Below are 24262 nucleotides of genomic sequence, written 5' to 3' on the forward strand. Positions count from 1 at the left end.
GACATTTTTTTCGAGCTTCAAAAATTTTTTGAAAAGGCTCTTCTAGTTCTATAAAGCTCTGCTTGCAAGTGCTTTAGCAGTGGGCTTTCCGGCTTTCATCATACGCTAGGCGTTGCCTTTGCAATCTGCTTGGCTACCTCCACTAGCGTCTTGCCTTGGTAAGTAGGAGCCGGGGCTAGCGGGTACAGTTCCTGCCCGGGCCGGGCAATGAAACCGGCGGCCAAACCAGCTTGGAGGGCACCAGCCACGTCCCAGCCGTGCGCGGCTATCAATGCGGCTTCAGCGGGTTGTACACCCGCCGTTTGAACGGCTGCTAGATAAGTATCAAGGTGGGGCTTGTAGCGCTGACCGATGTCGATGCTCAGGCCTTGCTCGAAATAATGAATGATGCCTGCGTAGCGCAATTGCTCGTCGAGCACCTCGCGCGTGGAGTTGGTGAAGGCGACCAGCCGGATACCCATGTCCAGTAGCATTGCCAATCCTTTCGGAACGTCTTTATGAGCTGGTAATTCGGTTAACAGCTGTACTATTTCGCGCTTTTTGGCAGGCTTCAAATGCTTCTCCTCCAGCTTGTCGGCGGCCATATCGAGGGCTGCTTCGGCAATAACACTGAACGGGTGGTAAGAGCCCGTAACGGTATCAACCAATGAGTACTGCAGCAGCAAGCCAAACCACTGCTGAAACGCGAATTTGTTGCCGAAAGCTTTGCCAACAGCTCGCTTCAACTTGCTCATATCGAGCAAGGTCTCGTTGACGTCAAAAAAGATAACCTTGGGTTGCGGTGAAGATGTAGTTAAGAGAGTTTGCATAGACTGGAAAAGTAGGATAGGAACAGCGAGGAGGGCAATGCAGTGCACATACGGATACACCAACACGATGGAGTGCACCGGACTGAAAACTTTCTTTGGTCAATAGGTGGCAAATGCTTTTAAGCCAGTAAGAGGGCACTATCAGCAGCGCCGTTTCTGGAAGCTAATTAGCTACCTGTTTTACAAAAAAACAGCCGCCCTCTTGGGGCGGCTGTCAGTAAAGCGGGCGGCTGTTTACCACGAGCCGCTGTTATCATCGTCGCTGTCGAAGCCGCCGCCACCCGTATCATCCGACGACATATCGTCATACGAGGAATTATCATCGGACGAGAAGTAGTCGGGCGACGAATTGTCGAAGCTGGAGTCGTCTTGCGAGAAATAATCAGGAGCTGCCTCATTGGTACTGGACCCGCCAAATGCTGGAAACTCATCGGCCGACGAAGTGCCACCTGCTGCCCCAGCCGCCCCCGCCAAGCCTGCTGCCCCCGGGTCGAGCGACGAAGGTGTAGCATCATGGCCCGTCAGGCCGTTGCCGGATTCATCGTGGCCTCCGGAGGCCATGCGGTTGCCTAGGTAAGCACCGGCCGCAGCAGCAGCACCCGTTGCCAGAATACCACCCATTCCGCTACCTATGCCGCCGCCCATACCACTGCCCATGCCGCCACCGTAGCCATTGCCACCCATACCCGGGCCGCGGTTACCATAGAAGTCGGGACCCGGTTGTTGCGGGGGCATATTGCCGCGGTTGTAGTTGCCGGTGGGACCAGTGGGGCGGTTGCCGTTACCGTAAAAGTCGGGGGCATTGCCAGGAACTGCCGTGGGCTGCGACTTGCGCCGAAACAGCTTTAGCAGCCCCCATATCACTCCGCCAATCAGCAAGGCGCCAATAGCTAGCGTCCCGATACCGAGGCCCGAAGGCTGCGGCGCCGGTACCGTTGACTGCGGCGTGAAAGGTTCGGTAGCCGGGGTATTATCGGTAGACGCTAAACCGTCGGAGTTTAAGTTGGAGCTACTTCCCGCTGCTGCTCCCGTACCGGCTGCTCCAGAAGCAGTGGCAGGGCTGTTGGCCGTAGCCGGCTGATTCTTATTGGGGTTCGACTCGGGGTTAGCTGCTAGCATCAGCGTATTCAAGCCGGTGCGTATGCCCGCAAAATAGTTGCCTTGTTTAAAGCTAGGCGTCATCTGGTCGTTGATGACGCGGGCCGTTAGCTCGGGCGTAATGGCGCTTTGCAGCCCCGAACCGGCCTGAATCGTGACTTTGCGCTCTTGCCCGGATAGCAGTACCACAATCCCGTTGTTTTTTTCGCGTTGGCCTACGCCCCAGGCTTGGCCAAGGGCCCGACCATAATCGGCTACGGTGCGGCCGCCTAGCGTAGGCACCGTCACGACTACAATCTGAGTACCGGTGTTGTCGGCGTAGCGGCGCAAGCCGCTTTCCAAGGTTTTGGCGTCGGCGGCGCTCAGCAGTTTGGCCTCATCGGTCACGAAGCGGAAGGGGGAAGGCCGAGCCGGCAGTCCCTCCACCGCCGTTGAAGTTGCCGACTCGGATTGGGCAGCAACAGTTGCGGGCGCACTCAGCTCAGTTGATAAGAGCAGCAACAGAAGAAACAAGAAGCGATGCATGGCACGAGAGGTGTAGTGAGACGAATAGCTGTCAAGCAGGCGTATCGCCTTCTACGGAGTTAGGGCGCTAATAGCTATACAACTACTCGCAATCCACTGGAACTGACCCCTGCTATACTGCCTTCCACACCGAAAAGCCTGCTATCAATTTTCGGTTTGTGTGTACGTACCCAATACCTTTGTATGCCATGAAGAGAAACTTACTGCCAGCTATATATTTTAGGAATGCTGCCGGTCAGTTGTTGGAGGATGCCGCAGGATTTCTGCGGGTCAATTGGAGCAGCAACCCCTACCGGCCCGAAGAAGTACGGGCATTGTTCACCCACATGGTATATGCGCTACAGCGCTATAACTGGAGCCGCATCCTGATTAATCAAGTAGGAATGCGGCCTTTCTCGCAGGAAGAGCAGCAATGGGTGTCGAAGGAATGGCTGCCCTTGGCCGTGCAGGCTGGTTACCGTCACGGAGCGGTAATAGTATCGGGGGAGGTGATGGTGCGTCTGGCTACGGCTTCCATCACCACGCAGGTAAATAACATGCCGCTGATTTATCGTTCTTTCGAAACCGAGGCTGAGGCGCTGAAGTGGCTGTTGCAACAGCCTAGCTCGCCACCGTCGCAACGCAGCTTCCAGTAACAACCTCGAAGGACAAACTTCATACGTAGGGGCTTCAAACAATAAAACACGGGGCCAGCGACGCAGGATACGCGTCGCTGGCCCCGTGTTTTAGCGCCTAAAAAAGGTGCTCAACTACATGTTAGCAACCACAGCCCGCTGCTGCCTCGCCTGACGCAGCGGCCGTGGCTGGGGCTGGTCCACAGTCGAACAAACCGAAATGGCGATTTTTGTTGCCTACTACCTGGAAGTAAGGTGCGTAACGAGTTTCGCCTACCATAGCGGCTGTGTTGCCGCACACCAGCATGGGGCGGCCGGTCTCAAAGGTATGGTGGTCGTCGAGCACAAACTGATGCGGCTGGCCGGGCACCGTGCCTAGGTAAGTGGCTACTTGGCCGTAATCTTCGCAACGGTCTTCCAAGTCGAGCTTGAAGGCACGGACCGTAAACGAGTAGAACCCGATGTTGCCGACTTTGGCCTCGATTTCGGGGTTGTTGATGGTAAGGCGGCGGCTGGCGAAAAGGCGATAATCCGACACGCCCAGGCGCATAAGCAGCCGGCGGAAGTCCTCGGTGTAGAGGGCGCCACTCAGGCATTCGCCGTACAGCACCGGGTCCTGGCGCAGCGCTTCGGGCACGCGACGGTCAGCAAATACGTCGGCAATAAACAGTTCGCCGCCAGGCTTTAGCACCCGGAATATTTCGCGGTAGGTGGCTTCTTTGTCGGTGCTAAGGTTGAGCACGCAGTTGCTTACCACCAGGTCCACGCTGTTGTCGGGCAAGTCGGCAGTGCGTAGGTCTTCGATGTAGCCGTGGCGGAATTCCACGTTGGGTTGGCGGTAGCCGAACTGCGTGGTATGATAGTCGATGTGGCGGCGGGCTACGTCGAGCTGCTCTTCCGTCATGTCTACGCCAATAACCCGCCCCGTTTCGCCTACCAGCTTGGAAAGCAAATACACGTCGCGGCCCGAGCCGCTGCCCAGGTCGAGCACCGTGCAGCCGTCAATGGCATCGGGTACGCACACGCCGCAACCGTAGTATTTTTCTAGAACCTCGGGGGCTAGCTGAGAAAGAATGCGGCGGTGAGCCAGCGGAATATCGTCGGTGCAGCAGGCATTGGTGAGCAGGTCCTGGTTGGTTTCTAGCTGCGAGCCATAATACTCCTGTACTTGGGCGTGGGTGTCGGATGTTTGCATAGTCATGAATGTAGAAAAGCTTACGTACACAACCAGCTTTTTGGATGTGGGTTTACAGTCTGTGGCCGGCAGAGATTCGCGGAGGTTGCCGCTACCCGCCAAAGCCCGCACCGCTAGCCAGCAGCTACAAGCCCGTAGCTGCCACGCCACTACTATTAGTTGGGAGTAAGGGCCTCAAACCTAGGAAGTAGGTGCGTGCAAACGCAGGCGCACCCGTAGGTACTGTTGCAGCCACATCGGGTAGAGGTTATACAGCACGTTAATGAGCGTAAGCGCTGCTGCCCACTTCCAATGGCCGTACGCTGCGGCATAAACACTGCTGAACAAAAAGAACAGCAATAGCACCAGATGGAAACGCTCCTGGTGGTAGCTGGTGCGCCGCAACGCGGCAGCGGAAGCCCGGTGGCGCACGTGCCGATAGTTGGGATGCTGGCGCCGGACCAGCCCATTGATAAGGTCGCCGTGCTGCGTGAAGCGGTTGACGATAGGGACACCTAGCTTCCGGTAAGCAGCGGAGCTACTGCTAAGCTGCCAGTATGGAAACCAAGCCGTGGGCAGCGCATACGCCAGTAGGCTAGCAGCCAGCAGCCCATACAGCCACGGCCGCGCCATGTGCTGGTAGCAGAAAATGCAAATGGGCACCAAGCTCAGCACCGACCAGAATACGTTGGGCACAGCGTTGTAGAAGGCTAGCAAGGCCGGAGACGGGGCAGCGGCTTTCTTTCCGGTCGGCGGCATGGCGGCAGAATAGGCGATTAGCTAGGCTTCTTGATTGAAACACAAAAGCTACAGGTTAAGCACGATACCTGATCATGGAGTTGCCGGGAACTGGTACGGCTAGTCTGCTAGTAGCTGTTGGCCTCGGAGCCAATCGAAAATCTTTTGGTCGACGGCTGACACCCGGGGGCGGTCCTGGTAGCTAAGCCAGGCCATTTCCTCTATCTCGGCCGCGGGTTGTAGCGTGCCCGTGTAGCGGCCACTGTAGCAGATCATCACCACCGATACTCCGGCCGGGTGCCCGTGGGCCTGCGCTTCAAACGTGCCCACGTGCTGCAGGCTCGCTGCATCCAGGTCAACGGTTAGCTCTTCTTTGATTTCGCGCCGTAAGGCCTCGGCGTCTGTCTCGCCGGCTTCGCGCTTGCCTCCAGGCAGATAGAACCGGTCTTTGCCCCGGCTGCGGGTGCTCAGAAGTTTGCCTTCGTGTAGGTGCAGCCACGCAATTTTATCGATTGTTTTCACGCATTCAAGGTAACCGAAATCCGAGAATAGTTGGACGCAAGGGCGCGTCTTTAAGTCTTCTCTGCTGTATGCCCTAAGCTGCAATGAGCTCAACAAGTACCAAGGGTCCAGCTGCTGGCTAGCACGGCCTGCGTGCGGCCTAAACTTGCGTGCAAGAGTAGTCGTAGGGCTAGTAGCACGCTTGCTCGCAGCCGCCCTTCGCACTACCACGCCGGTAGACACCGCGCGACCCCGAAGTAATGCTTGTCTACTTTCTCACTCGTTTTGTCTTCTGCCTTATGTGTCGCCTTCCCTTCTTTTCCTTATTGTTGATTGGCTTGGCCTCTGCTTCGGCGCAAGCCCAAGGTGGTGGTGCGCCCCTTACGCCCACCCAGCGCAACGTTGGTGAGCGAGTAAGCCCTTTGCCCGGAGTTACGCTCCCGGCAGGCGTAAACCAGAACAAGATTGAACCAGTGCCCGCGCCTACACAAGTACGGCCCAATGGTGTGCTGCCCCAGCCGGTCATTCCGCGGGGCGACGTAACCGCTGGCCCCGTCGATTCGGGCCAAGTGCAGCCCGCCAAGCGCAACCCCGCTACGCCTGCCCGGCCGCAAACCAGACGTCCCTGATAGGTGGCGGCCAGCAGCCAACTAAACCCGTCAGCCCCGACACCAACGCCCCGTTCTGGGTGCTATGGCGTCGGGGCTGACGGGTTTAGTGGCCTTCAAATAAATGCTGGCATACTGTCGTTGGGGCGTAGGCCGCCGTAAGTTGATAGGCTTGATGCAGGTTTAGCGCGCAAGGAGGAAAGCCCTAAGTAGCAGGGGTGCTATTTCTGCAAGCAAGCCTGCACAACCATGCTAGCCGATAGGTGAGAACAGTAAGGCTGAAAAGTTAATTTGCGAGCTGTTAGTCAAGCGGTAAACGCTTGTTCTTTCTAGTATCTTGCGACCTATTTGATCCCACTCCCGAGTTATGAACCAACAGCTTGACGTTATCAACGCTTACTTTGATCTGGTCCAGTCGCTGAATGTAGACCCGGCTGCTTACGCTGCGGTGTTGCATCCGGAGGTAGAGCAGATCGAGTTTCCTAATCTCCTTAACCGAACTATTCAGCGTCGTTCTTTCAACGACATTCTCGATAACCTCCGGGTAGGCCGGGAGTTGCTGCGCGACCCATCGTTTGAAGTACAGCATACCCACATCAGCGCCGACGGTACTGTGTTGGTAGAAGGCGAGTGGCAGGCCACCACTGTAAGCGACGTACGGTCCGTTGTCCGGGGGCAGCGCTTAAGTTCTCAGCTCTGTCTGATTTTTGAGTTCAAAGACGGTAAGATCTATCGGCAGCGGCGCTATCCTTGCTACGAACAGTTCTAAGCTAAAACCTATAAGCTGATAATAGGATAGCCTCTGCGTGCGAAGCGAAAGTAGAGCATCTAGATTGCTGATAGTGATTTTGTCAACTAAGCTAGATGTTCTAACTCCGCCGTGCAGGACGCACCCCCAAATCGGCGATGCTGGCACATAGCCGGTAAGGAGCTACGGTAGTACAGTGCCGCGGGCTTACGGCTTCAGGTACTTGGAAGCCTCTACTACCTGATAGGCCGGGTCGGTGCGGAACATACCTTGCAGCGAACCAATGTGGCGGGCCCCAATGATGGTGAGTATGCGCTTGCTGCCGGTGGCCATCTGCGTCGTGACCATGTTCGAGTAAATCTTCAGGTCGCGGTTGTAGATAACCGAAATGAACTCGGCGCCCACGTAATGCGGCTTGATAAAGGTGGAGTCTACCATCGGGTCAGACTTCAGGGTGCCGTTGGTTACGCGGGCGGCAGTGCGGTATACAAGCGTGTGCAGCTGCTCAAGAAACGTGCGGCTGTTGGCGAAACTCAATAGGCCAGCCATGGTCACGCTGTCTTTTTCCCACCGCCGAAAGGTGGGCGCATAGTACGCCCGGTGCTCAGCTGTGGCATCCTGGTAGAGCTTGATGTTGGTGCCTTCGTGCAGAATGCTTTGGGAAGTACCACCCTCTGAATTCACGCAATAAATACGCTCCAACCCGAGGCGCTTGCCAAGCACAAAGCCTAGCTGATAGGTTTCGGAGCGCCCGTCAGGCATTGCAGCAAAGTCGAGCTTACCTTGCCGGTAGAGGGCATACAGACTATCGATGCGGCCTTGCCGCGCGGGTAGTTCCTCCACCATAATGGCATCGGGCTTGTACCGCTGGAGTTGGTCGCAGACGGCGGCTAGTTCTGCTTGGCGCTTGGGCGTGAGAACGTCGGTATTAGGGTTGTTGGGCTTGTAGACTTGGTTTAAGTGAGGGCCGCCCACCATCATAACGGCAATAGGAGCCTGGTTGCTGGCCGTGCTGCCTGTAGATTGGGTTTTGGTGGTGGTGCAGCCAAACAGGCTAACCAGAGAAATAATACCTGAGAATAGTAGTCGACGCATACAGAGTAGAGGTGTAGGCGGCGAATATATGCGTTTGGCTATTAGTGCAATAGTCTCCCCGGTTGTTTTCCCTGCGCCAGTTATGGCTGCCCCTGGCGGCTAGCTTGCGCTTACCTCATACCGCAGCCACAGAATACCCTCTGGCCGCTGCTCCACGCTTTGCAGCTTAAACGCTACAGGCGGACCTGGCGCTTCGCCCTGCTCGAAAATGGTAGGGGAGGTGGCTGCGCCATCTACCACGGGGTAGTGCAGCAAGCTTAGCTCGTCTACTAGCCCGGCCTTGAGCAACGAGCCGTTTAAGTGCCCGCCGCCTTCCAGCAACAGCGTCTGGATGGGAAATAGCTCGCCTAACTTGTCGAGTACCAGCGCAAAGTCCAGTTCCTGCGCGCCGCCAAAGATGTACGACACACCCTGCCGCCGCAGATACGCTAGGTACTCGTCGCTGACTTGCTCGGTGAGCACGGCCACCACATGATCTTCGTCGATGAAGGCCGATTCCCAACCGAGCTTGCCGTGCGCATCTACTGCCACCGCAAACGACTCGGCGCCGTGCTCGGCCACAAAGTCGGTGCGGGGCAGGGGCTCGGCTACGGGTTGCAAGTCGGGAGCCAGGCCCTCAGTGAAGTCTTTTTCCATGGTTACGCGGCCGCACAGCCAAGCTTGCGCCTCGAAAGTGGCGGCGGTGGTTTCGTATTCTTTGGTGTTAGGCTTCTGGCCCCAGCGGCTAAGGATAATGCGCCCGTCGAGGGAGCTCATCATGTGGCAGATTACGCGCGGTTTCATATAGGAAGGTTGCTAAGCTGATGGCCGGGCTTCACGGCCCGGTAGTACCTGTCTATACGGCCTTTAAGTCAAGCCGAAGTAGAGTTTCGGTGAAAAACGCCTGCCGGTTGCTAGTGTATAAGATAATTCCATTATTTTAGTCTGCTAATGGCTGTTTCTATTGCACTTAATTTATTTGCTCTTGTGCTGGTGCCTGCTTCATTTACCTAGCACTGCTGCGTTGTGAAAGCTAAGTGTCCCCCTGCTAGCAGCCCATAGGCTTACTACTTACCTTCTACCCATTTCTTTTTATGATTAAATCTTTACTCGCAACGGCTGCTCTAACGGTAGCTGCTCTGGCCCTGGGCAGTACCTCGGCGCACGCTCAGGTCACTATCAACATTGGCACGCCAGCGCCCCGCTACGTAGTGGTGGAAAAGGCTCATCCCGTGAAGCATCGGCACCCTAAGTACAAGAGCGGCGCGGTTATGCTCGTGCCGGCCGGCCCCGCCTACTACGCTCCTCGCGGCAACAACGGCCGTGGCCGAGGCCGGGGGCGCCACTAAGAAGCGGCAAGCAGCAACAAGAAAGGCTTCCTCCTAATGGGAAGCCTTTTTTATGCACTATACTGACTGTAAGCTAGTAGGCCTAACCCCGTCTGCCACCGTGGCACCTATAGAGTTACGAAAATGTATGCACATCAACCTTAACTAATAATCACAACTACGCTCAGCCCGGACTCGGCGCGGTGGCAACAAGAAAAAGCCAGAGTTAGCAGGCGAAAGTGTTTACCGCCCCGTCAGCAGCACCCCGATTTCCCGGCGCACCGTTGCTGACAGGAATATCTCGTGCCCCTCACCTGGAAGTTGCACCAGCCGGGCGGGGCTGCGACGCTGGTGCAGCGCTTGCCAGTAAGCGCGACTAAAGCGGGGCGGCGCTACCGAGTCAGCGGTTCCAACTAGCAGCGTGATGGGCCGGGTCACGTCTACGGAGTCAGCTAAGGCCAGGGGCGAAAGGCTGCGTACGGATGTCTCCCAAATGGCCCCGCCGTCATCTAGCTGCTGCATGTGCTGGCGCCAGCGAGGTACATCACAAGGGCAGGAAGCGAGTAGAGCAGCATCTATGTGGTTGGGGTAGCGGGCCAGCACGTTGGCCGTTATGGCGGCCCCGCCCGAATGCCCGGCTACTACCAGCCGGCCCGCGTGGTAACGTTGCCGCAGCTCAGTTAGCGCTGCGGCCACCGCATCCACTACTTCTGGTGTGTAGTTGTCGCCGGTAGCTTCGCCACGCAGGCCCGCCGAGCGGTAGCCTTGCGGATCGGTGTAGCCCGGTCGCAGCAAGCCCACGGCCACCACATTCGGGTAAGCGGCCGCCACCTGTCGCGCTAGGGTGTACTGGTATTCGGGCGGACGAAAAGGCGCATCGCCGTGTAGCACGACAACCAGCGTGGGCCGGGCCGTGCGCGTAGAACTGTGATACGCTTGCACGTGCAGGCGCTGTTCCCCCTTGCCTACCCACTGTGTGGTATCAGACGGCATGCTCAGCCCCGGCTCGGTAGCTTGAGCGGACGTATTGCCATTACCCTGGCAACTGCCGAGCAAGGCCGTCATACTCAACCTAGTCAGCAGCCAGTAACAAGAAGGGCGAAGCATAACGCGAGGGTAAGAAGCGCGGAGCAGCTCTCTAGCATTTGGATGCAACTAGAAGATTAAGTCTCCCGAGTTAAGAAAAAGCAAAAAAGCCTAGAGAATTCTCTAGGCTTTTTTTGAAAATCGAATATTTCTTATGATCCGCAGGCCTCGCAAGCGTCCGGGTTATCCAGGGAGCAGGCCATGTCCGAAGCATTTTGGGCGGCTACGTTTAGCGGCTCTAAGGTCTCGGCGGCTTGCTTCTGCACCGTGAACTTGATGGCGTCGGCGGCGGCTTTGGTGCGCAGGTAGTACATGCCGGTTTTCAAGCCTTTCTTCCAGCTGTGGAAGTGCATGCTGGTGAGCTTGCCGAAATTCACGTTCAATACGTGTAGGTTCAGGCTCTGGCTCTGGCAGATGTACGCGCCCCGGTCGGCCGACATGTCGATGATGCGGCGCTGCGAAATCTCCCACACCGTCTTGTACAGGTCCTTGATGTGCTGCGGAATCCGGTCGATGTTCTGCACCGAGCCGTTGGCGGCAATGATTTCGTTTTTCATCTGCTCGTTCCAGATGCCGAGCTTGATGAGGTCTTTCAGCAAGTGCTTGTTCACCACCATGAACTCGCCGCTCAGCACGCGCCGCACGTAGATGTTGGAGGTGTAAGGCTCAAACGACTCGTTGTTGCCGAGAATCTGGGCGGTGCTGGCCGTTGGCATAGGCGCCACTAGCAGCGAGTTACGCACGCCGTGCTCGACCACTTCGGTGCGCAGGCTTTCCCAATCCCACCGGCCCGACTCGGGCGTTACGCCCCACAGATCGAACTGGAATTTGCCCTGGCTGAGCGGCGAACCTTTGAAGGTCTCATAGGCGCCATCCTTCTTGGCCAAGTCCTTGGAGGCCGTCATGGCCGCGAAGTAGATGGTCTCGAAGATGTCCTTGTTTAAGCCGCTGGCTTCGTCGCTCTCGAACGGCATGCGCAGCGCAATAAACGTATCGGCTAGGCCCTGCACGCCCAACCCGATGGGGCGGTGACGGCGGTTGCTGCGCTCTGCTTCCACTACCGGGTAGTAGTTGATGTCGATAACCTTGTTCAGGTTCAGCGTGGCGTGGTAGGTTACCTCGTACAGCTTCTGGTGGTCGAAGATGAGGTTGCCGTTGGCATCAGGACGGACGTAGCGGGGCAGCGCCAGCGAGGCCAGGTTGCAGACCGCAATTTCGTTTTCGTCGGTGTACTCCAGAATCTCGGTGCAGAGGTTGGAGCTCTTGATGGTGCCAAGGTTTTGCTGGTTGCTTTTGCCGTTGGCGGCGTCCTTAAACAGCATGTAGGGCGTGCCGGTCTCGGTCTGGCTTTCCAGAATAGCAAACCACAGCTCCTGCGCCTTGATGGTTTTGCGGCCTTTGCCTTCGCGCTCATACTTGTGGTAGAGGCGCTCGAACTCCTCGCCGTGCGTGGTGTCGAGGCCGGGGCACTCGTGGGGGCACATCAGCGTCCAGTCGCCGTTGGCTTCCACACGCTTCATGAACAGGTCGGGCGTCCAGAGGGCGAAGAACAGGTCGCGGGCGCGCATCTCTTCTTTGCCGTGGTTTTTCTTGAGGTCCAAGAAGTCCATGATGTCGGCGTGCCAAGGCTCCAAGTAGATGGCGAAGGCGCCTTTGCGCTTGCCACCACCTTGGTCCACGTAGCGGGCCGTGTCGTTGAACACCTTCAGCATCGGCACCAAGCCGTTGGAAGTGCCATTGGTACCCTTGATGTAAGAGCCCGTAGCCCGCACGTTGTGCACAGCCAAGCCAATACCGCCCGCCGACTGCGAAATCAGAGCGCAGTTCTTCAGCGTGTCGTAGATACCCTCGATGGAGTCGTCCTTCATTGTGAGCAGGAAGCACGAGCTGAGCTGTGGCTTCGGGGTGCCCGCGTTGAAGAGGGTAGGCGTAGCGTGCGTAAACCACCGCTCGCTCATCAGCTCATAGGTAGCAATAGCCGCGTCGATATCCTCTTTGTGAATACCGATAGCCACGCGCATAATCATGTGCTGCGGACGCTCCACTACTTTGCCGTCGAGGCGAAGCAAGTAGCTGCGCTCCAGCGTCTTGAAGCCGAAGTAGTCGTAGTTGTAGTCCCGATCGTAGATGATGGCCGAGTCCAGGGTAGCCGCGTGCTTATGAATGGTTTCCCACACGTCCTTGGCTATCAACGAAGCATTTTCGCCGGTCTTGGGGTCCTGGTAGGTGTAGAGCCGCTTCATGGTGCTGCTAAACGACTTCGCCGTGACCTTGTGCAGATTGCTCACCGCAATCCGAGCCGCCAGAATGGCGTAGTCGGGGTGCTTGGTGGTGAGGGATGCAGCGGTTTCGGCCGCCAGGTTGTCGAGCTCCACGGTCGTGACGCCGTCGTAAATCCCGTCGATGACCTTCTTGGCCACTTCAATAGGGGAGACATACATCATATTGAGCCCGTAGCAGAGCTTCTCAATACGCGCCGTGACTTTGTCGAATTTCACGGATTCGCGGCGGCCGTCGCGTTTTAATACCAGCATAGACGTTGCGGTTGATGGGTTGGTGTATGGGTTCACCCGCCCCGGGCAGGAGCAGGCAACAGGGGGTTCAGAAGAGGATTCCGGACGCCAGCACGCAGTCCGCATGCGCCGGTTGAATAGCGGAATATATTCCCTTCCAGTGGGTAGGACAAACCTAAAGTTTAGAAGTTTTCCACATAGCCGCAAAACAGTGCTGTTCAGCGGGTTTTATAAATGTAAGCAATGCTATATAAATTAGTAAACAGCCCGAATTTCAGGTTGGCAAATTGCAGCGGAAATCGTATTGCTTGTGAGCGGTAGAGCTGAACAGTAAGCGTCTTCGGTTCCAGCAGCAAGTAGCAGAACAATCAGTCCACCGACTAAGCACCGCTAGGTAACACATCATCTGTCATCCTGAGCTTGCGAAGGACCTTTTAACGCCTGAACGGCTAGGATAAAACGGTTCGTTCTGCAGGCATAAGGTCCTTCGCCAGCTCAGAATGACAGGCGGGGTGTATAGTGTGTGGCCCTCAGCCTATTATTAGAAACTCCCATCCAGGGTTCTGTATAGCTATTAGATTCTCCTTTTTCGCTCGTGTCCATCCTTTCAGCTCCTTCTCGCGGGCTATGGCAGCTAAGCTGTCGGTGTATTCTTCGAAGTGGATAAGATTATAGCAGAAGTAGCAGCCGGCGAAAGTCTGCGGGGTGCCGCGGTTTTCGTAGTGTTGAGCTATCCGGTCAACGAGGTTGTTTGTGATGCCGATATATAGGACGGTGCGAGCAGGATTGGTAGTAATGTAGACGTAGTAAGGCATAACAGAAGTATGTATTGTATGTAGCTTTAACTTGGTCTGTCATCCTGAGGCGGTAGCCGAAGGACCTTTTCCCACTTGAACGGCTAGTATACCAACGGCTCGTTCTACGGCCAGAAGGTCCTTCGGCTACCGCCTCAGGATGACAGACAGTCTATGAATAAGTATCAGCCTTACTTATTCAACTTCAAGTACAACAGCCCGCTTACTACCAGCGTCGCGGCGGCTACTAGCGCTACTGCTGTGGTGCCGCGGCCATAGTTAACGCAAGAGCAGTCGGTGAACAGCGGCTGGCCGTTCCAGCGGAAACGCCGGCGGCACGCAAAGCAAGGCGACACAAAAGAAGGCTCCATACAGCATGGGCGAAAAATGGTGGGTGAAGCTTAATGCCCGGCCTCCCGTTTAGTAACCGTGGAGGGTGCCCGCTATTAGTACATGGACTTCCACAGCCAACCTTTGATAGTAATACGCTGGCTTACCTAGCGGCAGCAGATAGTACAAACGTGAAAAAGCCACCCCAATGCGGGGTGGCTTTTTCTAATTCTGAATCACCGGAATAAGTCAGATAGCTGATAGTCACTAATATAGAAAGACTATTTCAGCAACTCCGAGCACTGACGGAGCACTTCGCGGGCAATAGCCAGGTTGGTGTCGCGAGTGTTCACTACCAGGTAGATGAACTTCTTGCCGTCGGGCGTCAGGTTGATCAGGTGCAGTTGGTTGGTGAGGCTGATCAGAATGTCGTCGATTACTTCGCCGGTGAGCTTCAGAGCGGCCATTGCCTTTTGCTTTTGCTTTACCACCTCGGTGTTGTAAGCGGCAGCCGTCTCAGGGTTCAGGTTGGGGTTGTTGGAGTGCGAAGCCAGAGCCATGCCCGAATTAACATCTACAATGGCTACGGCCACGAGGCTTGGCAGCTGGTTGATGATTTCTTGAACAGCTTGACCGGCAGGAGAAGAAGTAGAGTAAGCCATAGTGGTAAGAGGTAATTGTGGTTGGGAAGAGTTTGAAAGAGATGTAGTTAAAGGGAATAACGACTCAAGAGAGGAACCAAGAAGTTGAGTTGCCTGGCTAAGCCCGTCTTGCTGCGCCGTTGATGATACAATGTTAGGGCGCCCCGGCGGGGGCTACTGGAATTTTTGCTGGTTTGGTCCTTTTTTGATGTGACCGGTCGTATTTTTACAGCGACTGGATAATTCTGAGGCGGTAGTTTTTAACAGGCAACATCCCGTTTGGGCCGCCCAGCTGGTATTAGCTAGGCGGTACACCCCGCACTAGAGTTACTTTCCCACTGCTTTTGCATGTCTTCCAACGCGGCTCGTTCTCTTAATAGCTCCAGCGCTGAGACGCGTATAGCAGAGTTGGAGCTGGCCTTGCACCAAGCCAACGAGCGTGCCGCGGCTGCCGAACGTCGGCTAGCCGGCATGCTGGAGCAGTCGGGCCCCGGCATGCTTTTGGTCGGCCCCGAAGGAACCATCGAGCGTATCAACGAAACGATGTGCTTGTTGCTGGGCGGCGCCGAAGCCCCAGCCTCCTGGATAGGACAGCCCGCCGATCTGGTGTTTGAGCGTTTACAAAGCTTGGCTATGCAGCCCGCTCAGTATGCTTTGCGCCTCAGTGAGTTGCGGGCTGCTCAAGAGCCTGTGTTGAGCGATGAGCTAGCGCTGCGCGACGGTCGGGTGCTGGCCCTGGATTACGTGTTGCCATTTGGAAGCGCGGCTCGTTCCGAGCTGTTTAGTTACCGCCTCGTGGCGGAAATGGCTGCTCCTAACGTAGCCAAGGAGTTTCAGCCAGACCACTTACTTTACCATCTGCCGGCGCCAGTGGCCGTGCACGATTTGAACGGAGTAGTGCTGGCCTGCAACCAAGCTTTCGCGCTGCTACTGCAACTGCCCGCTTCGCAACTGCTAGGCACTCACCTGAGTGAGCTGATGCCCAGCACCGACCATTCCCAGAGCTGGCCCGCGTATCTAACACAGTTCAACTCAACTGTCGAAACCAGCGTGGGGCAGCTGCCCGTGCTACCCCGCAACGGGCAGCCCCGGCAGCTACTCTACCACGCGCACTGCATCAACCAGCCTGGGCAAGCGCCCTGCGTGCTGCTCTGCGCCCTCGATATTACGGAGCGTGTGCAGGCAGAAACAGAACTCAAGCGCGGTAAAGAAAGAGCCGAAGCCTCGGCGCTAGCCAAAGAAGGATTCCTGGCCAACCTCAGTCACGAAATCCGGACGCCCATGAACGGGGTGCTCGGCATGGCCCGCCAGCTCACCAAAACCGAGCTCGACCAAGACCAGCGGGAGTTGCTGCGTATTATCCAAACCTCGGGCGAGCATCTGCTGTCGGTGCTCAACGAGGTGCTGGACATGACCAAAATCAGCTCAGCCCGGCTAGAGCTAGAGCAGATGTCGTTCGACCTGCGGGAGTCGATGGAGGAAGCCCTGCAACCCTTGGCCGTGCAGGCTGCCGAAAAAGGCGTGTCTTTTCACGTAGCCCTGTTCATGCAGGCCGAGCCGCTGCCGCGCGTGATGGGGGACGCGTATCGTCTCAATCAGGTGCTAATCAACCTGGTATCCAATTCCATCAAGTTCACGGCCGCCGAAGGCAGTATTTCCATAGGCGGCTACTTAATCAGCCAAACCGAAACTCACCTCACAGCTGGCTTCCGGATTACCGATACCGGCATCGGCATTCCGGCCGATAAGCTCGACCATATCTTCGAAGACTTTGTGCAAGCCAGCCCCGACACGGCCCGCCGCTTTGGTGGTACTGGCCTGGGGCTAGGTATTGCCCGCGCCCTGGTCGAGCAGATGGGTGGTACTATCGTGGTTGAAAGCCAACTTAGTAGCGGCAGCACGTTTCAGTTTACCGTCACGCTGCCCCGGGCTGAGGGAGGTGAAATCGCACCCCGCCCAGTGCTGCTGGATACGGGGGCATTACGCAACCGCCGGGTGCTCGTCGTGGAAGACAACGGCATAAACCGGGAGGTGGTGCGCTTGCTGCTGCAAAGCTGGGGTGCGCTGGTAGACGAAGCCGAAAGCGGCCCGGCCGCGCTGGCGCTGCACGCCGAGCACCGCTACGACGCCGTGCTGATGGATATTCAGATGCCGGGCATGAGCGGCGTGGAGGCCACGATACAAATGCGCCTGCACCCCGACTTAGAACGGGCCCTAGTACCCGTGCTGGCCCTCACCGCCAACGCCTTCCGCTCCGACCTGGACCGCTACCTGAAAGCCGGCATCAACGACTGCCTGACCAAGCCTTTCAAGGAAGAAGAGTTCTACAGCAAGCTGGTGGCGTTGGTGCAAGCCCCCGAGGTACCCCTCTACAACTTACAGCAGGTGCACGAGCTAGCCGACGGCGAAATCACCTTTGTTGAGCGCATCGTACGTTCGTTTTTACTGCATATACCGCCCACTTTGCAGCAGATTCAAGTGGCCGCCGCTGCCGGGCAGTGGGCGCAGGTGGCCAAGCTAGTGCACCACATCAAGCCCAATCTCATACAGTTTGGCGTGGCGGGTATAACGCAGCCCTTACAACTGCTGATGGATCAGCCGCGGCCAGGTACTAAGGCCAGCAAGGTTAGAGCGGCCGCCGTGCAGCAATTGGTGCGGCAGGTAGAGCGGGTGCTGCGGGTGCTGCCCGAGGAGTTTTCGGCCGCCTCGTAGCCCGGACTTACAGTGCCCGCAGACGCAGGGTAAGCTCTTCCTGGTAGGGCCGGCTCACCGGTACTTCGTGCTGGCCGAGCTTCAACATGTTGTCTTCCAGAGCCTCCACCCGGTGCAGGTTCACTATATATGAGCGGTGTACCCGCACGAAATGGCGGAAGGGCAACCGATCCTCGATGCTTTTGAGCGTGCCCCCCACCACGTGCTTTTGCTTGTCGGTAACCAGCACCACGTAGGTGGATAGCGCCTCAATGAAAAGCACCGATTCGAAATTGATCCGCAGCAGCTTGCCGTTGGTTTTCACAAACAAGTCGGTGCCGGTGGCCGAAATATCGTTTGGGACGGCCGCGCTAGGTGCCGCCACCGGTGCAGGTGGTGGTGGGGCTGCTGTGGCTTGATGCTGCTCCGTGACGTGGGCAATAGCCTGGCAAAACCGCGCATAGCTCACAGGTTTCACCAAATAATCGACCACGCGCAACTCGAAGGCATCCACTGCGAAACTGGCGTGGGTGGTCACCAGAATCACGGCCGGCTTGGGGTTAGGTAGCAGCTTCACCAGTTCCAGCCCGCTGATGTGCGGCATTTCGATGTCGAGCAGCAGCAAATCAACTTGGCCCCCGCCGCGCAGGTAAGACAATGCCTCCACCGCGTCGGGAAACGAGGCCGCGAGTGTCAATTGGTCGTGGCGCTGCACGGCACGCTCTAGAGTGAAGCGGTTGATTTCGTTGTCGTCGATGATGACGCAAGCGAGCGAAACTGCAGGAGTCATAGCAGAGGGTAGAGCTTGCGAATACGCAGAATCAGGTAGCTAGTGGCAACTAGATAGGCAAGAAAAGCCGCAAATGTAACGGAGATAGTAATTCTGTTCAGCTAGCGCAGCTCAACCAGCCACTACAACAAGTACACATAAATGCTTTGCTAAAGAGGATGCTGGGCAACTCGACCTTGAGTAAATGAAAACGGAGCAGCTACAAAGCTGCTCCGTTTTGCTTGAAGTTTAACAGCACGTACTCTTGGAAAGACCAGAAGTGCGAGGGGTGAGCTTAAAAATCTTCGTCCAGTGAGAAGGCGTTTTCGGTCCGCTCGCTCATCACGCCAGCCTTCTGGTACTCGGCCACCCGCTTCTCGAAGAAGTTGGTTTTGCCTTGCAGCGAAATCATTTCCATGAAGTCGAAGGGGTTGGTGGCATTGTAGATCTTGCTGTAGCCGAGCGAGTCGAGCAGGCGGTCGGCCACAAACTCGATGTACTGGCTCATGCTGGTGGCGTTCATACCGATCAGGTTCACGGGCAGCGCATCAGTCACAAATTCCTGTTCGATGGTCACCGCGTCGCGGATGATGCTGTGCACCCGCTCCTCGGGCAGCTTGTTTTGCAGGTAGCTGTAGAGCAGGCAGGCGAAGTCGCAGTGCAGACCTTCGTCGCGGCTGATGAGTTCGTTGGAGAAAGTCAGGCCGGGCATCAGGCCACGCTTTTTCAGCCAGAAAATCGAGCAGAACGAACCAGAGAAGAAGATACCCTCAACGGCCGCAAACGCAATGATGCGCTCAGCAAAGTCCTCGGAGTTGATCCAGCGCAATGCCCACTCACCTTTCTTCTTCACGCACGGCACCGTTTCAAGAGCGTTGAAGAGGCGGTCTTTCTCCTGCGGGTTCTTGATGTACGTGTCAATCAGCAGCGAATAGGTTTCGCTGTGAATGTTTTCCATCATGATTTGGAAGCCATAGAAGCAGCGCGCTTCGGGCATCTGTACTTCCTGCATGAAGTTGACAGCCAAGTTCTCGTTCACGATACCGTCGGAGGCCGCAAAGAAGGCTAGTACGTGGCTGATGAAGTGGCGCTCGTTGTCGTTGAGGTTGTCCCAGTCTTTCTGGTCCTGACCTAAATCAATTTCCTCGGCCGTCCAGAACGAGGCTTCGGCTTTCTTGTACATCTGCCACACGTCATTGTTCTGGATGGGAAAAAGGACGAAGCGGTTGGGATTCTCAATGAGCAGAGGTTCCATAGGGGAGGGCAAAAAGGTAGGTTGACTTCTATGAAAAGGCAGGCCGCCGAACAGGCGAGCATTGTGCAAACCCGACAGCAAACCAGATTGTTCAGGCTGTTTGGCCTTGCGGCCAAAAGTGTTGGTGCACCAAATATAAACCCGACTTACGGCAAGGTTACCCCACCCAAACCATTTTTTCTCTGTTAATTTTTCTGCATGTACCTAGACTAAGGCCTTGAGTAAAATCACGGAAAATGGCTGTCAAAACATAGGAAAAGACAGTTTTTGCGAATGTTATCCACATTTCGCGTGTGGATAATTGTAGTTGTCCACAAAATGTGTATTCGCGCGTTTATTATCTGGTGGTTCTTGCTCACTTTTTCAGCGTACAAAAAGTTGGGAGCAATGAGGTTTAATGAGTTAGGGTTTGGATTTATAAAATCATACCTGTACTTTTGCCTTCCATTTTTCAGAAACCGCGAAGACGCCGATGTACGCAATTGTCAATATAGCCGGGAAGCAGACGAAAGTCGAAGCCAATAAATTTGTATACGCCCACCGCTTGGCTGGCAACGTCGGCGATACGGTGGAATTGGGCAAGGCCCTCCTCACCGATGATAACGGAACCCTGAACATTGGCTCGCCCCTGCTGGACGTAGCCGTGACGGGTACCATCCTCGCTCACGTAAAGGGCGACAAAGTTCTTGTATTCAAGAAGAAGCGCCGCAAGGGCTACAGAAAGCTGAACGGTCACCGTCAGCAGTTTACCAAAGTAATGATCAACAGCATCGGGTAATTGAGTTGCCTGTTTTGTGTTGCCAATTGCCAGTCTGTGTAGGATTCGGCAACAACTAACTGGCAGCCGGCAACTGATAACTCTCAACTAAACAATACCATGGCACACAAGAAAGGCGTAGGTAGCTCTAACAACGGTCGTGAATCGCATTCCAAGCGTCTCGGCGTGAAAATTTTCGGTGGCCAGTCCATCATTGCTGGCAACATCATCGTGCGTCAGCGTGGCACCAAGCACCACCCCGGCCAGAACGTAGGTATCGGTAAAGACCACACCTTGTTCGCTATGGTCGATGGTACCGTACAGTTCCGCAAGGGCCGTCAGGACCGCTCGTTCGTGACTGTAGTTCCTAATGCTGTAGAAGCTACTGCTACTGAGACTACTACCGTTGCTGCGTAACTGAGCGCAAAACAACTAACTGGTACTCCAGAGAAAAAGGCCATCCGTACGGATGGCCTTTTTGCGTTGGTTCTAACTGCTGCATGTAGGAACAGTAGCGGCTGCCGCTTCTAGTAAGAGTATGCTGGCTACTAAGAAGTAAGGTGCAGCTGATAAAGCACGGGCTTGCTTGGACTAGCGTCTAGCTCTAGGCTGGTGATTTGCAGGTTGAGCAGGTACAGGCCGTCTTCCAATTCATCGGGCACAAAAATTAATTCGGTGATGGTCGCCTGCTCACGCGTGGCATGCGGGTACTGCCAAAATGCGTGATGCGCCAGCAAGGCGCCACCATCTTCCTCCCGGTCCACGCTTGGTAGGTCGAGGAGCAGGTGTTCTATATGGGCTGACGCTAGGTACTGCGCTAAAGCCGGCTCCAGGTAGATTGGGTTGGTGCCAGAGTACTGGCGGGTGCGTTTTGCCTTGTGGTTGGGTAAGGTGCGGAGCACAATGGCCTCGGGTTGAATTGCGGCATCAGGGCCACCTTCTAGTTCACGTTGCACATCGGCAAGCAGTACTACCTGGTCGCCGTTGGGTTGGGGGCGGGGCTGCACCGATACCAACCGGGCCACGAACAGGAAACGGCGCAAGCATCGGTTGAGCGTTGCCGTTGGCTCGGGCGCTATATGGCCGTAGCACTCGGTGTGCGTGCCATTGCCGTGAGGCGTAACGTGCACCCGCTTGTAGTTGGTACTGCCGCCTTCGGCCACGCTGCCCACAAAGTTGCCCACCCGAATAACATCAAACTGTACCGGTTCGGCCCAAAAGCAATTCACTTGATTATTGCCAGGCGCTAACGGCAGCGAAATATCAAGTGGAACAGTGGGGTTGAAAGAAAACACACGGCCTTGATACGGGTAAGTGGCAAGCATGAAGTGGAAAGAAAGGAGTGATGAGCAGTAATTAAATAATACAACCTACAAACAACGTCATGCTGAGCGGAGCCGAAGCATCTCGCTCGAATCGTTGTGATGCTATTTATTTTACCACACTGGCGAGATGCTTCGACTGCGCTCAGCATGACCGTTGCTTGGGCAAAAACGATAAGAGTAAGTTAGAGGCTTTGGCTCCGGACTAGCATGGCAGGTAGAACTATAATTCTACTGAACTAACGACTTCAAGTGTGCTTAAGAGGATAGGCTAGCGTCACTAGCCGAGGTATCACTTACCTTGTCCTTTTCCTCGGCGGCTAGCTTGTTCAGGATTTTGCTGACTTGTGGGGCATGGCTGAACACCATAAAGTGCCCACCGCCCTCAATAAGATAGTCCACAGGAGTAGGACCGGGTGGGAAGACCCGGTCGGCGGTGCCAAGGATTTGGATGCTACGCCCGACGTTGGTGCTGTCCCAATGGAGAAGCCGATGAATAGCCCAACGGGTGTAAGTCGGCTCCATGTCGCGCAAAATCCGCTTGAACATGCGGTACTCTTCGCCGTTATGCACGCCGAAATACACCTGCCCTGCCCGCGGAAACAGTTTCAACCATTGCGGCGGAAACAGCCGATACACCCCCGTAGAACGGATCAGGCGCAGTAGCGGCGGCATGCAGCTAGCATCTGGAATACTGGAAACAAGTACGGTCCGCAGCCGTGGGCGTATTCGGTTGATTTCCAGACCTACCACGCCTCCAAACGAAACACCCACCAACAACCCCACTTGCTCTAAGGGAATAGTGGCGGCCATGCGGGCAGCGTAAGCAGGCAACGACTCGTCGGGCTCCGGGGTAAGCCACAATAGAATCTGCGTCTCGTCTTGCAACAACGGCCGCAAATTCTGAAATACCCGCTCGTCGGCCCCCAAACCCGGAATGAGGTAGATCATGCGGTAAATCTGTGAGATAGTGAGAAGGTGTATTTAGAGATTCTTCTGCGAAACGCTAGCAGCAAGAAAAATGGCAAGCTAAGGTTGCCTGTCCTTAGTCTGCCAGCTCATACTTAGGGTTCTACTCGCAGAAAGACGCCTTCCAAATAGAAAATGTTGTGTGGGGCGCCTGGTTCATACTCCTCCTCGTCTTCTTTATCGGCTTCCATGCCGATGGTAAAGGTTTCGTCGGCCTCGTCTTCTTCGCCTTCAAAATCCTCATCAGCAGGGTAAGTGCAGGAGAGTTTGAGGGCTACATTGGGCAGCTGAACAGGTGGTTTCTCTTCGCTGGTATACTCCAGCAGGCAAGGCCATTCCGTGACGGTGGCCAGTGCCTCGGCCACTTCTTCCTGCAAAGCCGCAGCACGGGTGTCGGTCAGGCGCAGGATGAGGTCGAGGCTTTGAAATTGCAGGCCCAAATGAAAGAAGTGCAGCTCTTGGTCGAAAAACGTAGTCGCCCAGATGGTTACGTCATCGGAGTTGTCGAACACGATGGCCGTTATCTGAACCTGCTCGATGAAAAAGTCGGTGTCATCGGCCAGAGCATCAATCAGTCTTCTCATATCACAGATTTCACTAAGTAAGTGCTGGTGCTTCGGCAGCAGTCAGCAAGCCCGCTATGCCGTGCCTAAAAAGTGGCTCGGCGTAGCAAGCAGGATGGGAAAGGGAATTTAACGGATTTAAATCAGGGGCATCTGCTTTGTGGCAGCGAATACCTCGATTTATTCACCTTCCTGAAACAGTTCTAAGGTTATCTGATCGGCCAGCAGCTTGCCTTTGTCGGTGAGAGTCAGCACTTCATCAGTGCTGAGGGTGGCCCAGCCGTTTGCTTGTAGATACTGTAAATAATCGGCCCGGTCAGCCAGCAAATTCACTCCTAAGCTGGTGTGCATATGACGCAGGTCGGTGCCCCGAGCTGTGCGCAAGCTGGTCATCAGGTATTCGTTGGCCCGGTCGATAGGGGAAAGCAGCTCCACGGTAGCAGGTACTTCGTGGCGCTCCAGCACCGACGTCACGTACTGCGGATTGTTGGCAAGGGTGTACTGCCGGCTGACCCCGTTGAACGAGTGCGCGCTAGGCCCTAACCCCAAGTACGGCACGCCGCGCCAATACGCCGAATTGTGGCGCGACTCTCGGCCCGGCTGGCAGAAGTTGCTGATTTCGTATTGCTGGTAGCCGTGCCGCGCAAGTTCTTCAAGCAGCATCTCGAACTGCCGGGCCACAAACTCGTCGGGTGGCGGACGGAACGCGCCCTTCTTGAGCTGCCGCCCAAATACCGTGTCGGGTTCTACCGTAAGGGCGTAGCAAGAAAGATGAGGTACTCCCAACGCAAATACCTGCGCCAGATCCTGCGCCCAGATGCTGTGGTCGGGAGCTGGCACGCCGTAAATCAGATCCACCGAAATATTCTCGAAGCCTGCTTCCTGCGCCAGCCGGACGGCCGCCGTCGATTCGGTGGCGGAGTGGGCCCGGTTCATTAGGCGCAAATGGGGCTCGTGGAAACTTTGAAGCCCGATACTTAGCCGGTTGACAGGCGAGGCTGCTAGTTCGCGCACCTTGGCCGCCGTCAGGTCGTCGGGGTTGGCTTCCAGCGTGATTTCCGCGTCTGCTGCCACGCGGAAGTGGCGGTGAATGGCACTGAAAATCTGGTCGAGTTCAGTGGCAGTCAGCAACGACGGAGTTCCCCCACCAAAGTAGATGGTTTCCAGAGTCGGCTGCGGGCCCAGGTAGTCGGCCCGGAGGGCTAGCTCCTGCGTTAAGGCCTCTACCAAGCGGCTTTTCAGGGCCATAGAGGTGCTGAAGTGGAAGTCGCAGTAGTGGCAGGCTTGCTTACAGAAAGGAATATGGAGGTAAAGGCCAGCCAAGTAAGTAGTGCAATGATGCGGTAACAACGAAT

25 protein-coding genes are annotated in these 24262 nt (G+C 55.9%); 7 read left to right on the forward strand and 18 right to left on the reverse strand.

Translation table 11 applies throughout. The features are described 5' to 3' along the window. Window positions 1-98 precede the first annotated feature (98 nt). Both P1X16_RS14420 and P1X16_RS14425 read right to left on the reverse strand, forming a co-directional pair. Window positions 99-809 carry a haloacid dehalogenase type II gene (locus P1X16_RS14420; RefSeq protein ID WP_277230238.1) on the reverse strand — a complete coding sequence of 237 codons (711 nt, stop codon included), beginning with the start codon at window positions 807-809 and terminating at the stop codon, window positions 99-101. 234 nt (window positions 810-1043) lie between these two features. Next, the gene (locus P1X16_RS14425) at window positions 1044-2432 is read right to left on the reverse strand and encodes a TPM domain-containing protein (protein WP_277230241.1); all 1389 of its coding nucleotides are present in this window, start codon (window positions 2430-2432) and stop codon (window positions 1044-1046) included. 188 nt (window positions 2433-2620) lie between these two features. On the opposite strand from P1X16_RS14425, the gene P1X16_RS14430 reads away from it, so the two are divergent. After that, window positions 2621-3067, forward strand: coding sequence for a hypothetical protein (locus P1X16_RS14430; RefSeq protein ID WP_277230244.1), 447 nt, complete (start codon window positions 2621-2623; stop codon window positions 3065-3067). A 121-nt stretch (window positions 3068-3188) separates the two neighbouring features. Here P1X16_RS14430 and P1X16_RS14435 read toward each other — a convergent pair whose 3' ends face one another. From P1X16_RS14435 to P1X16_RS14445, 3 genes are all read right to left on the reverse strand, one after another. Further along, complete coding sequence (locus P1X16_RS14435; protein WP_277230247.1) at window positions 3189-4241, reverse strand: methyltransferase domain-containing protein; 1053 nt, start codon at window positions 4239-4241, stop codon at window positions 3189-3191. A 180-nt stretch (window positions 4242-4421) separates the two neighbouring features. After that, window positions 4422-4979, reverse strand: coding sequence for a hypothetical protein (locus P1X16_RS14440; RefSeq protein WP_277230250.1), 558 nt, complete (start codon window positions 4977-4979; stop codon window positions 4422-4424). 99 nt (window positions 4980-5078) lie between these two features. Next, window positions 5079-5480, reverse strand: coding sequence for an NUDIX domain-containing protein (locus tag P1X16_RS14445; RefSeq protein ID WP_277230253.1), 402 nt, complete (start codon window positions 5478-5480; stop codon window positions 5079-5081). A gap of 278 nt (window positions 5481-5758) precedes the next feature. Here P1X16_RS14445 and P1X16_RS14450 point away from each other — a divergent pair, with 278 nt between their 5' ends. Next, a complete protein-coding gene (locus tag P1X16_RS14450; protein WP_277230256.1) occupies window positions 5759-6088 on the forward strand; it encodes a hypothetical protein in 330 nt (109 codons plus the stop codon). 346 nt (window positions 6089-6434) lie between these two features. After that, window positions 6435-6836 (forward strand): nuclear transport factor 2 family protein, encoded by a 402-nt coding sequence (locus tag P1X16_RS14455; protein WP_277230259.1) that lies wholly within the window; start codon window positions 6435-6437, stop codon window positions 6834-6836. Window positions 6837-7022: 186 nt separating this feature from the next. Here P1X16_RS14455 and P1X16_RS14460 read toward each other — a convergent pair whose 3' ends face one another. After that, entirely contained in the window at window positions 7023-7910 is an 888-nt protein-coding gene (locus P1X16_RS14460; RefSeq protein WP_277230262.1) for a DUF5694 domain-containing protein, read from the reverse strand. Between the two features lie 99 nt (window positions 7911-8009). Next, window positions 8010-8693, reverse strand: a complete 684-nt coding sequence (locus P1X16_RS14465) for a RibD family protein (RefSeq protein WP_277230265.1) — start codon at window positions 8691-8693, stop codon at window positions 8010-8012. Window positions 8694-8983: 290 nt separating this feature from the next. Here P1X16_RS14465 and P1X16_RS14470 point away from each other — a divergent pair, with 290 nt between their 5' ends. Then, the gene (locus P1X16_RS14470) at window positions 8984-9238 is read left to right on the forward strand and encodes a hypothetical protein (protein WP_277230268.1); all 255 of its coding nucleotides are present in this window, start codon (window positions 8984-8986) and stop codon (window positions 9236-9238) included. 222 nt (window positions 9239-9460) lie between these two features. Here the strand turns inward: P1X16_RS14470 and P1X16_RS14475 are convergent, their stop codons facing one another. The 5 genes from P1X16_RS14475 to P1X16_RS14495 form a co-directional block, all read right to left on the reverse strand. Further along, window positions 9461-10324, reverse strand: coding sequence for an alpha/beta hydrolase (locus P1X16_RS14475; protein WP_277230271.1), 864 nt, complete (start codon window positions 10322-10324; stop codon window positions 9461-9463). A 131-nt stretch (window positions 10325-10455) separates the two neighbouring features. Beyond that, on the reverse strand, window positions 10456-12837 hold the full coding sequence (locus tag P1X16_RS14480; RefSeq protein WP_277230274.1) for a ribonucleoside-diphosphate reductase subunit alpha: 2382 nt from the start codon (window positions 12835-12837) through the stop codon (window positions 10456-10458). Window positions 12838-13346: 509 nt separating this feature from the next. Then, the gene (locus P1X16_RS14485) at window positions 13347-13631 is read right to left on the reverse strand and encodes a GIY-YIG nuclease family protein (protein WP_277230276.1); all 285 of its coding nucleotides are present in this window, start codon (window positions 13629-13631) and stop codon (window positions 13347-13349) included. Window positions 13632-13801: 170 nt separating this feature from the next. Then, window positions 13802-13981, reverse strand: a complete 180-nt coding sequence (locus P1X16_RS14490; protein ID WP_277230279.1) for a hypothetical protein — start codon at window positions 13979-13981, stop codon at window positions 13802-13804. Window positions 13982-14221: 240 nt separating this feature from the next. After that, window positions 14222-14602, reverse strand: a complete 381-nt coding sequence (locus P1X16_RS14495) for a hypothetical protein (protein ID WP_277230282.1) — start codon at window positions 14600-14602, stop codon at window positions 14222-14224. Between the two features lie 327 nt (window positions 14603-14929). Here P1X16_RS14495 and P1X16_RS14500 point away from each other — a divergent pair, with 327 nt between their 5' ends. Then, window positions 14930-17293, forward strand: a complete 2364-nt coding sequence (locus P1X16_RS14500; RefSeq protein ID WP_277230285.1) for a PAS domain-containing hybrid sensor histidine kinase/response regulator — start codon at window positions 14930-14932, stop codon at window positions 17291-17293. Window positions 17294-17300: 7 nt separating this feature from the next. On the opposite strand, the gene P1X16_RS14505 is transcribed toward P1X16_RS14500, so the two are convergent. Continuing rightward, a complete protein-coding gene (locus tag P1X16_RS14505) occupies window positions 17301-18062 on the reverse strand; it encodes a LytTR family DNA-binding domain-containing protein (RefSeq protein WP_277230288.1) in 762 nt (253 codons plus the stop codon). Window positions 18063-18336: 274 nt separating this feature from the next. Next, window positions 18337-19296 carry a ribonucleoside-diphosphate reductase small subunit gene (locus tag P1X16_RS14510; RefSeq protein WP_277230291.1) on the reverse strand — a complete coding sequence of 320 codons (960 nt, stop codon included), beginning with the start codon at window positions 19294-19296 and terminating at the stop codon, window positions 18337-18339. A gap of 472 nt (window positions 19297-19768) precedes the next feature. On the opposite strand from P1X16_RS14510, the gene rplU reads away from it, so the two are divergent. Together rplU and rpmA are read left to right on the forward strand one after the other, a co-directional pair. Then, window positions 19769-20074: a 50S ribosomal protein L21 gene (gene rplU, locus P1X16_RS14515; RefSeq protein WP_022825780.1), complete on the forward strand. Its 306-nt coding sequence runs from the start codon at window positions 19769-19771 to the stop codon at window positions 20072-20074. A gap of 99 nt (window positions 20075-20173) precedes the next feature. Next, the gene (rpmA, locus tag P1X16_RS14520; protein WP_277230295.1) at window positions 20174-20470 is read left to right on the forward strand and encodes a 50S ribosomal protein L27; all 297 of its coding nucleotides are present in this window, start codon (window positions 20174-20176) and stop codon (window positions 20468-20470) included. 131 nt (window positions 20471-20601) lie between these two features. Here the strand turns inward: rpmA and P1X16_RS14525 are convergent, their stop codons facing one another. From P1X16_RS14525 to hemW, 4 genes are all read right to left on the reverse strand, one after another. Next, window positions 20602-21378 (reverse strand): cyclase family protein, encoded by a 777-nt coding sequence (locus P1X16_RS14525; protein WP_277230297.1) that lies wholly within the window; start codon window positions 21376-21378, stop codon window positions 20602-20604. A gap of 255 nt (window positions 21379-21633) precedes the next feature. Continuing rightward, window positions 21634-22326, reverse strand: coding sequence for an alpha/beta fold hydrolase (locus P1X16_RS14530; protein WP_277230300.1), 693 nt, complete (start codon window positions 22324-22326; stop codon window positions 21634-21636). A 113-nt stretch (window positions 22327-22439) separates the two neighbouring features. Further along, window positions 22440-22928 carry a hypothetical protein gene (locus P1X16_RS14535; protein WP_277230303.1) on the reverse strand — a complete coding sequence of 163 codons (489 nt, stop codon included), beginning with the start codon at window positions 22926-22928 and terminating at the stop codon, window positions 22440-22442. 159 nt (window positions 22929-23087) lie between these two features. Beyond that, on the reverse strand, window positions 23088-24230 hold the full coding sequence (gene hemW / locus P1X16_RS14540; RefSeq protein ID WP_277230306.1) for a radical SAM family heme chaperone HemW: 1143 nt from the start codon (window positions 24228-24230) through the stop codon (window positions 23088-23090). Window positions 24231-24262: the final 32 nt, after the last annotated feature.

The organism is Hymenobacter sp. YC55, from assembly GCF_029433095.1.
In the GTDB taxonomy this organism is placed as follows: domain Bacteria; phylum Bacteroidota; class Bacteroidia; order Cytophagales; family Hymenobacteraceae; genus Hymenobacter.

Excerpts from the sequence above, each read along its gene's own strand:
- P1X16_RS14525 (WP_277230297.1), bottom strand. The coding sequence starts at position 21,378 with ATGCTTGCCACTTACCCGTATCAAGGCCGTGTGTTTTCTTTCAACCCC.
- P1X16_RS14480 (WP_277230274.1), bottom strand. The coding sequence starts at position 12,837 with ATGCTGGTATTAAAACGCGACGGCCGCCGCGAATCCGTGAAATTCGAC.
- P1X16_RS14475 (WP_277230271.1), bottom strand. The coding sequence starts at position 10,324 with ATGCTTCGCCCTTCTTGTTACTGGCTGCTGACTAGGTTGAGTATGACG.
- P1X16_RS14430 (WP_277230244.1), top strand. The coding sequence starts at position 2,621 with ATGAAGAGAAACTTACTGCCAGCTATATATTTTAGGAATGCTGCCGGT.
- P1X16_RS14425 (WP_277230241.1), bottom strand. The coding sequence starts at position 2,432 with ATGCATCGCTTCTTGTTTCTTCTGTTGCTGCTCTTATCAACTGAGCTG.
- P1X16_RS14530 (WP_277230300.1), bottom strand. The coding sequence starts at position 22,326 with ATGATCTACCTCATTCCGGGTTTGGGGGCCGACGAGCGGGTATTTCAG.
- P1X16_RS14495 (WP_277230282.1), bottom strand. The coding sequence starts at position 14,602 with ATGGCTTACTCTACTTCTTCTCCTGCCGGTCAAGCTGTTCAAGAAATC.
- P1X16_RS14485 (WP_277230276.1), bottom strand. The coding sequence starts at position 13,631 with ATGCCTTACTACGTCTACATTACTACCAATCCTGCTCGCACCGTCCTA.
- P1X16_RS14535 (WP_277230303.1), bottom strand. The coding sequence starts at position 22,928 with ATGAGAAGACTGATTGATGCTCTGGCCGATGACACCGACTTTTTCATC.
- P1X16_RS14465 (WP_277230265.1), bottom strand. The coding sequence starts at position 8,693 with ATGAAACCGCGCGTAATCTGCCACATGATGAGCTCCCTCGACGGGCGC.
- P1X16_RS14510 (WP_277230291.1), bottom strand. The coding sequence starts at position 19,296 with ATGGAACCTCTGCTCATTGAGAATCCCAACCGCTTCGTCCTTTTTCCC.
- rplU (WP_022825780.1), top strand. The coding sequence starts at position 19,769 with ATGTACGCAATTGTCAATATAGCCGGGAAGCAGACGAAAGTCGAAGCC.
- P1X16_RS14435 (WP_277230247.1), bottom strand. The coding sequence starts at position 4,241 with ATGCAAACATCCGACACCCACGCCCAAGTACAGGAGTATTATGGCTCG.
- P1X16_RS14455 (WP_277230259.1), top strand. The coding sequence starts at position 6,435 with ATGAACCAACAGCTTGACGTTATCAACGCTTACTTTGATCTGGTCCAG.
- P1X16_RS14420 (WP_277230238.1), bottom strand. The coding sequence starts at position 809 with ATGCAAACTCTCTTAACTACATCTTCACCGCAACCCAAGGTTATCTTT.
- P1X16_RS14470 (WP_277230268.1), top strand. The coding sequence starts at position 8,984 with ATGATTAAATCTTTACTCGCAACGGCTGCTCTAACGGTAGCTGCTCTG.
- P1X16_RS14460 (WP_277230262.1), bottom strand. The coding sequence starts at position 7,910 with ATGCGTCGACTACTATTCTCAGGTATTATTTCTCTGGTTAGCCTGTTT.
- P1X16_RS14500 (WP_277230285.1), top strand. The coding sequence starts at position 14,930 with ATGTCTTCCAACGCGGCTCGTTCTCTTAATAGCTCCAGCGCTGAGACG.
- rpmA (WP_277230295.1), top strand. The coding sequence starts at position 20,174 with ATGGCACACAAGAAAGGCGTAGGTAGCTCTAACAACGGTCGTGAATCG.
- P1X16_RS14490 (WP_277230279.1), bottom strand. The coding sequence starts at position 13,981 with ATGGAGCCTTCTTTTGTGTCGCCTTGCTTTGCGTGCCGCCGGCGTTTC.
- P1X16_RS14505 (WP_277230288.1), bottom strand. The coding sequence starts at position 18,062 with ATGACTCCTGCAGTTTCGCTCGCTTGCGTCATCATCGACGACAACGAA.
- P1X16_RS14440 (WP_277230250.1), bottom strand. The coding sequence starts at position 4,979 with ATGCCGCCGACCGGAAAGAAAGCCGCTGCCCCGTCTCCGGCCTTGCTA.
- P1X16_RS14450 (WP_277230256.1), top strand. The coding sequence starts at position 5,759 with ATGTGTCGCCTTCCCTTCTTTTCCTTATTGTTGATTGGCTTGGCCTCT.